Source organism: Enterococcus sp. AZ040, from assembly GCF_050499185.1.
Classification (GTDB): Bacteria; Bacillota; Bacilli; order Lactobacillales; family Enterococcaceae; genus Enterococcus_D; species Enterococcus_D entomosocium.
Window position 1 is genome coordinate 3360129 of record NZ_JBMHEW010000001.1, and the last position, 13280, is coordinate 3373408.

Annotated in this window: 9 protein-coding genes; 2 read left to right on the forward strand and 7 right to left on the reverse strand. The window is 39.7% G+C overall.

What is annotated here, in order from left to right; genetic code table 11:
* Positions 1-25: 25 nt before the first annotated feature.
* Positions 26-202 carry a hypothetical protein gene (locus tag IGK63_RS15525; RefSeq protein WP_196044678.1) on the forward strand — a complete coding sequence of 59 codons (177 nt, stop codon included), beginning with the start codon at positions 26-28 and terminating at the stop codon, positions 200-202.
* Between the two features lie 30 nt (positions 203-232).
* On the forward strand, positions 233-409 hold the full coding sequence (locus tag IGK63_RS15530) for a hypothetical protein (RefSeq protein WP_429972540.1): 177 nt from the start codon (positions 233-235) through the stop codon (positions 407-409).
* Positions 410-1079: 670 nt separating this feature from the next.
* Here the strand turns inward: IGK63_RS15530 and IGK63_RS15535 are convergent.
* The 7 genes from IGK63_RS15535 to IGK63_RS15565 all read right to left on the reverse strand — a co-directional run bounded on the left by IGK63_RS15535 (position 1080) and on the right by IGK63_RS15565 (position 13264).
* On the reverse strand, positions 1080-3284 hold the full coding sequence (locus IGK63_RS15535) for a glycoside hydrolase family 95 protein (protein ID WP_429972541.1): 2205 nt from the start codon (positions 3282-3284) through the stop codon (positions 1080-1082).
* Between the two features lie 9 nt (positions 3285-3293).
* Positions 3294-4793, reverse strand: coding sequence for an alpha-N-arabinofuranosidase (locus IGK63_RS15540; protein WP_429972542.1), 1500 nt, complete (start codon positions 4791-4793; stop codon positions 3294-3296).
* A gap of 4 nt (positions 4794-4797) precedes the next feature.
* Positions 4798-7779 carry a glycoside hydrolase family 2 gene (locus IGK63_RS15545; protein WP_034872177.1) on the reverse strand — a complete coding sequence of 994 codons (2982 nt, stop codon included), beginning with the start codon at positions 7777-7779 and terminating at the stop codon, positions 4798-4800.
* 25 nt (positions 7780-7804) lie between these two features.
* Positions 7805-8644, reverse strand: coding sequence for a carbohydrate ABC transporter permease (locus tag IGK63_RS15550; protein WP_016613017.1), 840 nt, complete (start codon positions 8642-8644; stop codon positions 7805-7807).
* Entirely contained in the window at positions 8637-9506 is an 870-nt protein-coding gene (locus IGK63_RS15555; protein ID WP_016613018.1) for a carbohydrate ABC transporter permease, read from the reverse strand. The genes IGK63_RS15550 and IGK63_RS15555 overlap by 8 nt, the downstream gene beginning before the upstream one ends.
* A complete protein-coding gene (locus tag IGK63_RS15560) occupies positions 9493-11934 on the reverse strand; it encodes a hypothetical protein (RefSeq protein ID WP_016613019.1) in 2442 nt (813 codons plus the stop codon). Before IGK63_RS15560 ends, IGK63_RS15555 begins: the two co-directional genes overlap by 14 nt.
* Positions 11935-12010: 76 nt before the next feature.
* Positions 12011-13264 (reverse strand): ABC transporter substrate-binding protein, encoded by a 1254-nt coding sequence (locus IGK63_RS15565; protein WP_016613021.1) that lies wholly within the window; start codon positions 13262-13264, stop codon positions 12011-12013.
* Positions 13265-13280 lie beyond the last annotated feature (16 nt).

Here is a 13280-nt window from a genome sequence, read left to right on the forward strand (position 1 = left end):
ATTATATCATGTTGGAGGATAAGTCATGGAGAAATATATGAAAAAGGTAGCATACTCATTGCTTGTGTTAAGCTTTCTAATTCCCGCTGTTGCACACGTAGCAACCGATATTACTTACAAAAGATATGGTATTTGGTCTTGGTCATCTGTAAGTGATTGGTCAGTAAGCTCAACAAAAAAATACAAAGTAACACATAAATAAACAAGAACAACTGCAACCTCGAGTACATCAATGACAGTATATATTAAGAAAAAAGAATTCGTGGGTTCTAGCACTGCAGCTTCGTCTAGTTTTAAAGGCTCAACAAACGGTTCTTTTTCAGTTAATCTAGGCAAAGGAACATACTATTTAAGATTTGAAGCTCCCAAAGCATTAAAATTTGATATTAGTGGTAGCGTAACTCACTAAACAAAAAAACGAGCAAAGTTCTGCTCGTTTTTTTGAGATTGCTCTAAAAGAGAACGCAATCATTCAATTTATTCGTAAAATTTTGGCGTTATAGTTTAGGTAACGGATGAATTAGCCGTGATTTTTCAGTCCCAGATTTGATTTTGTACAATTCATCAGTCCTCGGGAACTAATTTTTACCTAATACGTTTCTTTTAAAGGGTCTATAAGACACAAAATTTTTGAACAACCCATTCCTCCCGGAAATGATTTCGTTGTTGTATGATTTCGCAGAGTACAATGGATTTAGGAAAAAAACCAACGAGGAGTTGCTAAGCAACCCTGTAGTTTGTCCCTTCATAAGTCTGTTAACCAGAGCACTCTGTTCCACTTACTAGCTGTTTCGCTCAGGTGCTCGACTCTCAAATAGAAATCAGAAGACATCTGCTCGCTCTTTTATTCCATATTCTATTAGGTGAAACGTGGCCATCCAGTCAGATTCTGGGAACCCCCACAGTATCAAGATGTTTGCTTCCTAATAGATAATAATCAATTGCTCATTTTGCCGGAAACCTCGGTTACTAATGACAGCGAGGGAACTTCATTAACCGATAGACCGGATGACAAAGAGCCAATATTAGACTCGTCACGTCGCCGTCTGTATTTTTTACAAACACTTATTTGACGACTTCTAATAAATATTTTTTTTAATCAGCTCACCGTTTTTCCACTGCATTTCAACTGTTTTATTCCCTTTGATTTTTAGTCCTTTGACAAAACCATCTTTCAGTTCATTTGGTAATGCAGGCAACCATTTAACGCGTCCATTGCGATCTTGAACAAACAGATTGGCAATCCCAGCGGCCACACCAAAGTTACCGTCAATCTGAAATGGTGGATGTTTGCTCCAAAGATTACTATAGGAAGCTTCCAAAATAGCATGCTGAATATGTTGATAGGCTTGTTGCGAATCTCCTAAAATAGCGAATAAATTGATTAACCAAGCGTTACTCCATCCGGTATGTCCCCCACCATTTTCTAAGCGCAGAGCAATTGACTTTCTCGTTGCATTTAACAGTTCATCTGTCTTATAAAGTTCACCAGGATATGCCCCATAAAGGTGAGAAACGTGGCGATGCCCGGGTTCTACTTCTTCAAATTCTTCTTGCCATTCCAAAATTTGACCTTTCGATCCAATTTTTACAGTTGCTAAATATGGTTGGATTCGCTTAATTCTATCCAACAAATCATCTTGGATACTTAGTGATTCACAAGTTCGCTGGAAGAAATCGAAGTTTTCATTGATTAAGCAGATATCCATTGTAGTTGACAGATGCAACGAGCATTTATTTCCAGCAGCATCGAAAAACAGGTTCTCTGGTGACGAAGATGGACAGCTATGATATGTTCCATCACTTTCTATTAATGTATTGACTAAGAACATCACAGACTTTCGCAATACTGGATAAACCACCTCTTTCAAGTAAGTCCTCTCTCCCGTGTACTCATAGTGCCGGTACAAATCACTGGCTAGCCAAGCACCGCCCATTTGCCACATTGCCCAAGAAGCATCGCCTCTACCAGTCTGGGATTGATAAGGCGCCCCCACTGGATTGGTTGTAAACCAACGATCTGTATTATGATGACACACAGATCCTGCTACACCATAATGAACATAGGCTGTCTTTTCCCCTACACTAGAGAGTTGTTCAATGAAGTTACTATAAGGCGTAAAGCATTCGTGTAAATTACAAGTATCCGCTAACCAATAATTCATTTCTAAATTGATATTTGTTGTGAAATTGCAGGACCAAGGCGCTCGCAGCTGCCAACTCCAGATTCCTTGTAAATTACTCGGCAGACTCCCAGGGCGAGAAGAACTGATCAATAAGTAGCGTCCATATTGAAAATATAAAGCGATTAGTCCAGGATCTGATTGCCCTTCCTTTACCCTTGCAATACGTTCATTCAGCGGCAAATGGACTTGGTCTCCTAAAGACATCTCCACGCGATTGAATAGTTCTTGATAGTCTTTCCTGTGGCACTTTTCCGCTTCTACAAAGCTTGAAACCTTTCGTGACTCTTTTCTTCTAAAAAGAAATGATACATTTTGGGCGTTTTCGATGACGAGTCGATCGTTGTCAAACACCAGATTGCCATCCGTTTTCTCAATGATTAATTCATAGATATGTGTTTCTCCGCGTGTCCCTTGTACAAAGTCCCGTTCATTGCTTATATATTTGGGGTTTACGTGTTCCGGACATTGAACCTGTATTTCAACACAGCTTTCATTCGCATGGTAGATAACCCTTGAGTGTAACTGTGACTCATACGCAATAATAATGGATTCTGCTTCCGGCGCAACGAATCTTCCCCACAAGGCTTGGTCAGGATAACTAGCAAAATACTCGCGCTGATAGACACCTTTCCTTCCTTGGTAGGTTATTTCTACTTTACTTCTACTTAAATCAAGACAACGACAATACTGTTCAATCGCTCCTTCTTGATCTGGTTGCGTAATGATCAGGTTTCCCAAGGGCAAATAGCTTTCGGTATAATTTCCTAAAAAATCCGTTTCCACTTGTTGGCCCGCTTTTAGATAACGGCCTTCTAAAATAGCTTGTTGTATTTCTGATAAATACTTTGCAGCTTCTGGCCTATTTTTATCATATTCGTATCCCGACCAGAGTAATTCATCATTCAAGCCAATTTTTTCAGGAAAACTTCCAAAGATCATTCCCCCTAGACTACCATTTCCAATAGGTAACGTTTCCTCCCATTCCTGCGCTGGACTTGTAAAGAAAAAATTCATTTTGAGTACCTCCATCATAAAAAGACATATGGCTGTTCTTGAAAAGAGTATTGTATCCCTGATTAAACAATCAGGCATGGTCATATGCCCTCTTTAATTCAAGCTAATTCTAGTCATATTCCACGAGAGCGGCTTTGTGTTAATTGTAACTCTTCCTCCGTCAATCACTATCTGCTCCAACGAATCACGAGGGACAACTAACTCTTGATTTGGCCCATTTACCGCTTTTGGATCATAATCAGCCATTTCAGTAGCCTCAATGACACTAGCCAATCTCAAATCAGAATCAACTGTGAATGCAATTTCTTCACAACGATGCTTATTAACAGAGAAAATGACTAACTCATTTTTTTCATCGTTCAAAATAGCAATACTGTCAAGATAGGGCACATTCTTGAATTGGTTTGTATCATAAGTTGCTACATCAACTTTTGTCGTTAATGCTTGGCCATGTCCATACAATGAAGCTTGTTGGTACGGATAGAAGATGGTCTGCTTCCAAGCGGTTCCATTTTTTTCGGTCATAATCGGTGCGATCACGTTTACCAATTGCGCTAAACAAGCAATCTTCACTCGGTCAGAGCTCTTTAACAATGTAATGAGCATGCTGCCAACAAGCAAAGCATCTTCAAAATTGTAGATATCTTCCAAAATGTGCGGTGCTACCGTCCATGGTTTTTGCGCCGCCGTCTCTTCATTGGAGTGGTACCAGACGTTCCATTCATCAAAGGACAACATCATAGTCTTGTCACTTCGTTTTTTTGCTTTCATCGTGTCGCAAATTGCTATTACAGATTTGATAAAACGATCCATATCTTCTGACTTGGCCAAAAATTCAGCAAGGTTATCTGTTTTATTGTCGTAATATTGATGCAGTGATAAGTAATCGACATATTCATAGGTGTGATCCAGTACCGTTAATTCCCAATCCACGAATGTCGGTCGAGTACTGCTGGAACTGCCACACACAACTAGTTCAATTGAATCATCAACCCATTTCATTGCTTTTGCTGTTTCTTCTGCTAAGCGACCATATTCTTCTGCAGTCTTATGTCCAATTTGCCAATCTCCGTCCATCTCATTCCCTAAACACCAAGTCTTAATTGCAAAGGGTTTTTCATCTCCATTTTGCTTTCGAAGATCAGACCAATAGGTACCTCCCTCAAAATTGCAATATTCAACAAGATTACGTGCTGCATCAATGCCCCGTGTCCCCAAATTAACTGCCATATTCACTTCAGTCCCGCACTTCTGCGCCCAATGCATATACTCATGCAATCCCACTTCATTTGTTTCAACACTTTGCCATGCTAAGTCCAATCGCTGAGGACGATTTTCTTTCGGTCCTATGCCATCCTCCCAACGATAACCAGACAAAAAATTCCCTCCAGGATAGCGAACAATTGGAACAGACAACTCTTGTACAAGCTTTAGAACATCTTGGCGAAACCCATTTTCGTCACTCGTTTCATGATTTGGTTGATAAATTCCTTCATAAACGGCTCGCCCCATGTGCTCAATAAATGAACCATAAATTCGACAATCGATTCTCGAAATTTGTTGCGTCTGTGAAATTCGTGTACTAGCTTTCACTTAATCACACTCCTTTTATTCTTACCTCAAATTGATAATGATACTTTTGTAAATGTAGTTGGTATTTGTCTAATACATCAGGACCACAGCTTCTAGAACCAATCCCGTGCTGTTGATAATCGATGTACAAATAGTAGCGGTCTGCTTTTTTTAATTCATGAAGATGTTGTGCAGAATCAATAGCCGCAACAGAATAAGGATGTACACTAAAATTAAAGGAATGGTTTCCTTGAAACTTGAGTGCTAATTGGCTGTCTGCCTTGAATGTTGCCCACTTCGTCTGGCAGTGATTACCACTTTCTTGTGGATACAAATATCGGAAACTCAGCTCATCTGTGGCCTGGGAAAATACATCAAAGTAACTCCCATTTTCGGTATCTGCATAGGTTTCTATGGGCCCCTTCCCAGACCAGCAAGTTTTATCAAACTGTTTATGCAGCTGCCAAACAAGTCCGATACGGGGAACTGTCAGCGGATAGTTATCTTTAGGCTCACCAGAAATTTCATAGATAACTCGACCATCCTTGAAGAAAGTAATCGTCGATGTTTGCTCAATATGCCAAAACTTCCCTGCTGGCCCAATTGCTTCCCTTAAAGATAGCTTCAATTTCTCAGAATCATTGGCGACAATACTGCAGCTTATTACATTTGTTAGCATGCGATCAACACCATACTCCCGCCACGTTTCACTAGAAATAAAATCATTGTTTGTTGTCGGTCGCCAAAAAATACTTTCTGGCGAAGCTAGATAAATGTCTTGTTGTTCGTTCATAAACTGCCATTTGCCACTGACTTTATCCACTCTCAAATAGTTTGTTCCATGTTGGAGCAGCAAAATTTTTGCATCATCCTGAATTTCATTAAAAATGAGCAAATCAGGTTCTGGCTCAGGTAGAGAGAATCCTTCAACTGGCATAGATGCGACAATATTAGCTAGTTTGCCATGAAGTGCTTTTTGATCATCGAAAATCAACACTTTTAAAAGGTTCCCCTTTTCTGTATTCAACAAATCCCTAGGCAACGTAATTTCGACGTCTTTTTCGTGAGGCAAATTGACGGTCACTATCTTTCTTGCTAACACTTCTTGCTCTCTTTTCATTTCAAAACAACACTTCATACCTAGCAGGTCTTTGAAATGATTGCGATTGCGTAGGATTATTTTTCCAACTTCATATGAGGAAAAATCAATGGTGATTGGTTCTTGTTGTCGCTGAATATCTAAATAACTAGGTGATGGTTGCAAATCAGGCGTCATTAACCCATCCAGAACAAAATTGTAGTCATTAGGAATATCACCGAAGTCGCCGCCGTATAAATAGGTTGGTTGTCCCTCTCGCTTTGCTTTGATTCCTTGATCTTTCCATTCCCATAAAAAGCCCCCTTGTAATTGCGGTTCCTTATAAAACATTTCCCAGTACTCTTTTAACGAACCGGGACCATTCCCCATCGCATGTCCATATTCACAGAGGATGTAGGGTTTGATAACTTTCGGATTATCGACGACCTCTTGTAATTCCCGCATCGTCGCATACATTCTAGAATTAAAATCGGCTTGTTGAACATCTTTAACGTAGCGTCCATCCGTTTCTGAGAGACAATCGCGGGACTCTCCTTCATGGTGAATCAAACGAGTAGGATCTTTTTCACGGCACCAACGAATCATGGCTTCATGATTAGTCCCATTTCCAGACTCATTTCCTACCGACCAGATAATGATTGAAGTATAGTTCTTGTCGCGTTCGACCATTTGTTTCATGCGATCAAGATACGCTTCTTTCCATTCTTGACTGCTACTCAAAAAATTTTGATCACCGGTACTTCCTATGCCATGACATTCTAAATCCGCTTCATCCATCACGTATAATCCATAGCGATCACACAACTGATAAAATTCAGGGCTATGAGGATAATGAGCAGCTCGAATGGCATTGAAATGCGCTTGTTTTATCAAATGGATTTCTTCTTCTAAAAAACCTCTTGGCAAAGCTCGCCCCTTCGTCTCATGAAACTCATGATGATTGACTCCTTTAAAGAGAATTGGTTTGCCATTAATACAAATTTTATTTTCCAAAAGAGCAACTTCTCTGAAGCCAATTTCCTGACAAATTTCCTCTTCTGAAGTGACCAAGCGCAACCGATACAGTTCTGGCGTTTCAGCAGTCCATTTTTTTGGTGAAACGACTGGAAAAGCAAAACAATGATTATCTTTATCTATCACGATCTTTTTTTGAAAGACAATGGCTTCTTTTTCTAAAAAGACTTCGCAAGCGAGCTGATTCCCATGAATTTTTGGAAAATCAATCGCCAAAATGCCGTTCTCATAATTGCTATCAAAAGATGTTTGAATTTGGAAATCCCAAATACATTCTTTGGGGCGACTAAGTAACGCTACCTCACGAAAGATACCACTTAACCACCACATATCTTGATCTTCAATATAAGAACTATCGGACCATTGGAAAACCTCGATGACGAGTTGATTCTCACCCTCTTGGATATAAGCGGTTACATCAAATTCAGCTGGATTACGGCTGCCCTTACTAAATCCTATATACTTCCCATTCAGATACAAAGCAAAGCAATTATCTACACCTTCAAACCTAAGAAACTGCTGCATTTTTCGAGGGTCATAGCTAAAATCACAGCGATAAACCCCTACCGGAATCTCAGAAAATGTATAGGGTGGATTGATTGGGAATGGATATTGGATATTTGTATAGTGCGGTTTCCCATACCCTTCCATTTGCCAATTGCTAGGTACAGGAATCAGGTTACTATTTTGCCAAAATTCATCAGAAAAAAATTGCTCTTTTTCAATATCTAGATGAGATGTAAAATATCGAAATCGCCAAAAACCATTCAATGACAAAACTCGCGAAGAATTGTCATGATCATCCGTTGGAGCATAGGGAAGATAATAACTTCGCGAGCTTTCTCTATTTTCATGAATGCGCTTGGGATCTGACAAATAGTTTGTCGTAAACATTCGCTTTCCTCGCTTTCATTCATAATTAGTCTTTCATCCCAGTTGTCGCACCAGAATCTAAGATATAACGTTGGAACACGATAAACACTAATACTAATGGAATAATTGAAATCACTGAGGCAGCAATTAACACGGTCCAGTTCACATTTTCTGCCCCCACCAAGCTCCTGATGGCTACCTGGAAAGTGTATTTCTTGGGGTCGTTCAAAACTATCAACGGCCAAATGTAATCATTCCACCGCCATTGGAAAGAAAAGATGCTCAGCGTCATAATGATTGGTTTGGCAATGGGTAACATGATTTTCATAAATATTGTGCCATCTGAAGCTCCATCGATTCGCGCAGACTCGATTAAGTCATCCGGAATAGAGACAAAGAAGGTTCTGAACATGAAAATTCCTGTAGCAGTATTGATTGAAGGAATAATGATCCCAGCCAAACTATCATACAAACCTAATTTACGAATCACCGTAAATACTGGATTCATGATTACTTCGGTAGGTAACATCGTAGTTGCAATAATACAGACAAAGAAGAATTTCAACCACTTCATGTCATATTTTGCAAACGCAAAGCCACATGTTGCACTGGCAATAACCGTTAATATCGTGGTAATAACTGACGACTTCATGGTGTTCGTAAAGTATTTTACGAAATCCAGACTTGTCCATGCATCAAGATAATTCTGCACAGTTGCGTTCTCTGGCAAGATACTTAACGGGTAGGAAAATAATTCTGACCCGGGTTTAAAAGAGCTAAGTACAAACCATACTAGTGGGAACAAGTACAACATAGCCACAAGAATCAGAGCCACTGTGAGAATGATTGTGCTCGTTTTATCGTGAAGCTTTGAAGTGTCATTCATTTTTACCACCTCCAATTTTCATTTGAACGAGTCCGAGAACTAACAAGATTGCAAATAATACCATAGAGGCTGCACTGGCATACCCAACCCTCATCTTGTCAAATCCAGTTGTATAAATGTATTGCACAATGAACATATTTGCTGTGCCTGGTCCACCATTCGTTAAGGATTGAACTAAAGCAAATTCTTTCATGGCCCCAATACTAGCTAATAGGATCACCATAAAACTAGTTGGTTTTAATGAAGGAATCGTAATGTACAAAAACTTTTGAAAGGATGAGGCACCATCAATATCTGCTGCCTCGTAGTATGATTTAGGTATGTTCTTGAGCGCAGACATAAATTGCAACATATTAAATGCGGTCCCGCCCCAAAGTGCTGCTAACAGAATGACAGCAAATGCCGCGCTTGCATTGGAAAACCACGGAACGGATTCTCCACCTAAATTCCCAATGATGTAGTTTACAAAACCAAAATTTTCTCCAAACAGCCATTTCCAAATAACCCCAGCGACAATTCCTGAAATTGTCCAAGGTAAAAAGAAAACTATTTTCCCTAAGAGTTTTCCTTTTGTGTGCTTGTTATTCAACAAGATGGCAATTCCTAAAGACACAGCGTAAATCAGTGGCACCAAGAAAATTGCATAGGTAAAGGTTCGGAATAAGGAACGATAAAAACTCGCATCTTGAAATAAAGCAATATAGTTAGCAAAACCAAGAAAGTTAGCAGTCCCAAATCCTTTATAATCCGTTAAAGAGTAATAGAAACCCAGAATTGCTGGTATGAGAAAAAAAGTAATGAACAGGACAATATTGACTCCCGTAAAAACTAAAGGCCATATATTTTTTTTAAGTTTCTTCATGCTCTGCTCCCTCTTTCATTTTTACAACTGGCATTACTTGGTACGACGCAAGATGGTCAATCTCATTCCAAACGAACAAGCCAAATTGAGAATCATCAAACGACTCATCGGTCATTTTCGCTTTTTTGACCGCTGCTATAAAAGACTCAAAAGTTGAAAACTCATTCCTGCTCCCGCACTTTACAAGTACCGTATGATCTATTCCTTCAGAAATGATGTCTCTCCCACGAGTATCCCCGCTTTGCTGCATTTTATACCCTTGCGAGAAGTAAACACCAAGGTAGCTTTGATCTTTTTTGATAAAAAGCCAATTAGAATCATCCATATCTACCTGATCTAAATTCCAATAAGGCACATACATGTGTATAAACGGTACATATGCCTTCGATAAATTGTATTTCATACACAGAACATTTTTAAATTGTTTAATACAAGGCATTCTGCCATTTCCGGCCCAATAACTAGGTCGATTTTCGCCACTATGCATAAACTCACCTGGGTTATTAATCCAAAGCTGTGTCCCATCACTGCCTAAGGAAACGTTCATCATATGTTGCTGGTGGCCCTTTTCAAAGCAATGATAGTCGATCCCACTAGCAAGTGAATATTCTCGACATTTATAAAGATACGTCTGCACTTGATTGATTCCCTGAAGGTAAGTTACGGTCAATTCCTCATTTGGCTTTAAATCAATTAAAGACAAGCACTCTTTTGGTGGAACATAATCAGATAGGCAAAACAGTGTCGATGCTCGTAAGGCGTAATTAAAATTTCCTCGGTCCCAAGCAATCGCTAATATATTACTGAGTTCTCCTAAACGCATGGCTTTCAAATCGTGCTCATAGGTTCTACCGAATGTGGAGGAAAGCGTTCCTCCATGAGAATTTACAGCCATGATTGTGAAGGTGAAATCCAATGCTTTTTTCGCTGCATCTCTTATCTCTTCATCTGGTGCATTCGTATAAAGGCTGAAAAATCCGATTAAATCGATAGGGAGATACGTAGTAGAATTCCATTCAGAAAACCCATAGTGTTCAAATTGCTCAAACCACTGTAACAAACGGTGTTTTCCTAAATCGTATTGTTGACTTCCCTGTCTCCCACTCGTTACAAACGTCTCCTCCGGAAGCAAGCACCCAGCAAAATATTGGCAGGTATGAAACAACAAGGAATGGTTTTCACTGAAGTACCACATAACATCATTGCCAGGTTCATCGATCCAATACCGAAAATGTATCGCCAAATCTTTTAATTTTGTCCTTAGCTTTTCTGGCAATTGCTCTTTTTTCCCTAGCCAAAAGCCTAACAACGGTGCGAACATAAAATCTGCACAATCTCCCCGCTCTTCGATCATACGAAAAGCAGGCTGGAGTTTTTCCCAGCACTCTTCTGACAAGAAACCCGTTAAGTGAATTTCGGCTAACGCACTGTTCATATCCTGAATAGCCAGTTTTGAAAAAATCGTCAGCGCTGTCGCTTTTCTTTCTTCTAAATTTCCACCTAATTGACGCGCGAGTTTTTCTTCGTTATAAACTGTAAAAACAAATTTCTTGAACAGATATGTTTGATCCGGAAGTAAAACCCCCACAAATAGATGCGTTAGTCCTGAGGTAGGGATGTCTTCTACATCACCTAAGGAAATACGTTGATTATTTAACGGCAGAAACTGACTTTCTCGTCGGAAATCTGTGATATTTCCCCCGACTTCTTCTGTAAAGGTAACTTCTTCATAAGTAACAAAGACTTTTTCAAAATAATCATAGTCTGAACAGATACTTACTTCCCCTTTAGAATAAAAGTCTTTTTCAAAATAAAGACCATTCAAGAAATCCTCTGCCTGTTGAAGAATCGTATCGTCATACGATAAAGGTAACACGACTTGAAAGTGATGATTCGACAAAATTTTTAATTCAACAAAAAAGTTTACGTCCCGCTCGGCTAGATCATCCATGTACACGATCAGCTCGTTATCCCCCTGTTCAAGAGGAAGATTTACCGTGGTTTTCGTGCCGTGGTTTCGCGTATAGGGATGAAAATCGGTGAGCAATTTTCCGTTTATCCAAAGAATAGCTCTTCCACAAGTAACCAACGCGCATTCCACCGTTTGGTTCTCTTGGCAACGTAGTTGTGCTCGCAAGTATGTACTTACTTTCTGCGGTGTTGCTTGAAAAGTAGAAAAATCTACCCTCGGGTTTTCAAAGCCATCATACACTTCTGAAAACACTTGCTTTCTAGGGTAAGGCACCTCCGAAAGTTCTCTCAAAAAGTTTGTTCGAATGGGGTATTCAACTTCTTGATATCCTTCCGTCATATTTACAGGAGCATCAATACAACTAGCTTTGCTTGCAACTTTTTGCTTTTGGAGCGTGCTACGTTGCCAGCGATTGATAGAAGTGCCTTGCTTTACTGAATAAATATAATTGCTCATTCTTCTCCCACTTTCAAAATAGAATGGATGTGAACCGGATGAATATCAGTCCAGTTCACATCATTTCTCGCTTTACTTACTTCATCGTGTACCCATCATTGTAGTCTTTTTCGATATTTTCAATCATTTGATCAAACGTGATTTCGTCATTCAACGCTTGAACCATTGAGTCCTTGTATGCACCAGTTAGTCCAACGTATCCAGCCATTGTCATCGCTACTTGATCTGCAGTTTGTTTAGAAGAAATGGGTTGGGCTGCAGCTTCAATTTCTTGGTTGTAGATATCATAAGCCGCTTGTGCATCCCCGTAGTCCACATTTATTCCTTCTTCTGCTGGAAGATAACCAGCTAATTCACATAACTCAGTATAATTTTCTGGTGTGTACAACCACTCCATAAATTTCTGTCCGCCCTCACTGTTCTTACTGTTCTCAAAGCCAACCATAAAATTACCACCCATATTGGTAGCGCGAGTTGTTTCGTACGGCATGTAGATGGCTTGCCAATTGAAATCTTTAATATTCGTAGTAAAATCCTTAATTTGCCAGCTGCCCGACATGTATGCAGGAATCATTCCACTCTTAAACATAGAAGAAGCATCTTCCCCAGAAGTCCAGACCGTTTTTGGAATTGTTCCGTCATTATTTAGATCAATGAACTTTTGTAGCGCGTCTTTTGTCGCGTCATCCGTTTCGTACGTTCCAGTTGCTTCATTTAAAACAAAATCCTGTCCACCAAATTGGTACGTAAACGCTCTCAAACGATGGTCAGAAGGATCCATTACAAACCCATATTTCGCATCTGTTTTTTCTTGAATTGTGTCCACTGCTTCTAAAAATTCATCCCATGTCCAAATGTCTCCTTCATCCTGGGGATAAGAAACACCTGCTTGATCAAATAGATATGTGTTAATAAACATCCCTACCGCAGTGATATCTGTTGGTAGCGCTCGAACCTTGCCGTCGTCATCTTTGATTGTCATCGACTCTAGCGTTTTCCCTTTATTAGCAATATCTGTCAAATCAACTAAGTAGTCTCCCCAATCTGGTAAGATTCCTGAAACGCGGGCAACATCGGGCGCATCATCTGATTGTACAGCTTTTGTAATTTTCGTTTCCATATCTGCATAAGGTACATCTGTCACTTCCACTTTGACGCCAGTCTCTTCTTCATAGCGTTTTGCCATCTCACTATAAGCACCGCCTTCTGATGCATCTCCCGATACAAACAATCTTACCGTTTCGGAAGAAGCAGAATCAGAATTGCCACATGCCGTCAGGCCCATTAATAACCCTACACATAAGCCTGCCTTTAAAATCTTGTTTTTCATTAGTATTTCCTCCTAG

What these genes read in the sequence shown, in the direction of transcription:
- IGK63_RS15525 (WP_196044678.1), top strand. Translation starts at nt 26, where the DNA reads ATGGAGAAATATATGAAAAAGGTAGCATACTCATTGCTTGTGTTAAGC.
- IGK63_RS15530 (WP_429972540.1), top strand. Translation starts at nt 233, where the DNA reads ATGACAGTATATATTAAGAAAAAAGAATTCGTGGGTTCTAGCACTGCA.
- IGK63_RS15535 (WP_429972541.1), bottom strand. Translation starts at nt 3,284, where the DNA reads ATGACCATGCCTGATTGTTTAATCAGGGATACAATACTCTTTTCAAGA.
- IGK63_RS15545 (WP_034872177.1), bottom strand. Translation starts at nt 7,779, where the DNA reads ATGTTTACGACAAACTATTTGTCAGATCCCAAGCGCATTCATGAAAAT.
- IGK63_RS15550 (WP_016613017.1), bottom strand. Translation starts at nt 8,644, where the DNA reads ATGAATGACACTTCAAAGCTTCACGATAAAACGAGCACAATCATTCTC.
- IGK63_RS15555 (WP_016613018.1), bottom strand. Translation starts at nt 9,506, where the DNA reads ATGAAGAAACTTAAAAAAAATATATGGCCTTTAGTTTTTACGGGAGTC.
- IGK63_RS15560 (WP_016613019.1), bottom strand. Translation starts at nt 11,934, where the DNA reads ATGAGCAATTATATTTATTCAGTAAAGCAAGGCACTTCTATCAATCGC.
- IGK63_RS15565 (WP_016613021.1), bottom strand. Translation starts at nt 13,264, where the DNA reads ATGAAAAACAAGATTTTAAAGGCAGGCTTATGTGTAGGGTTATTAATG.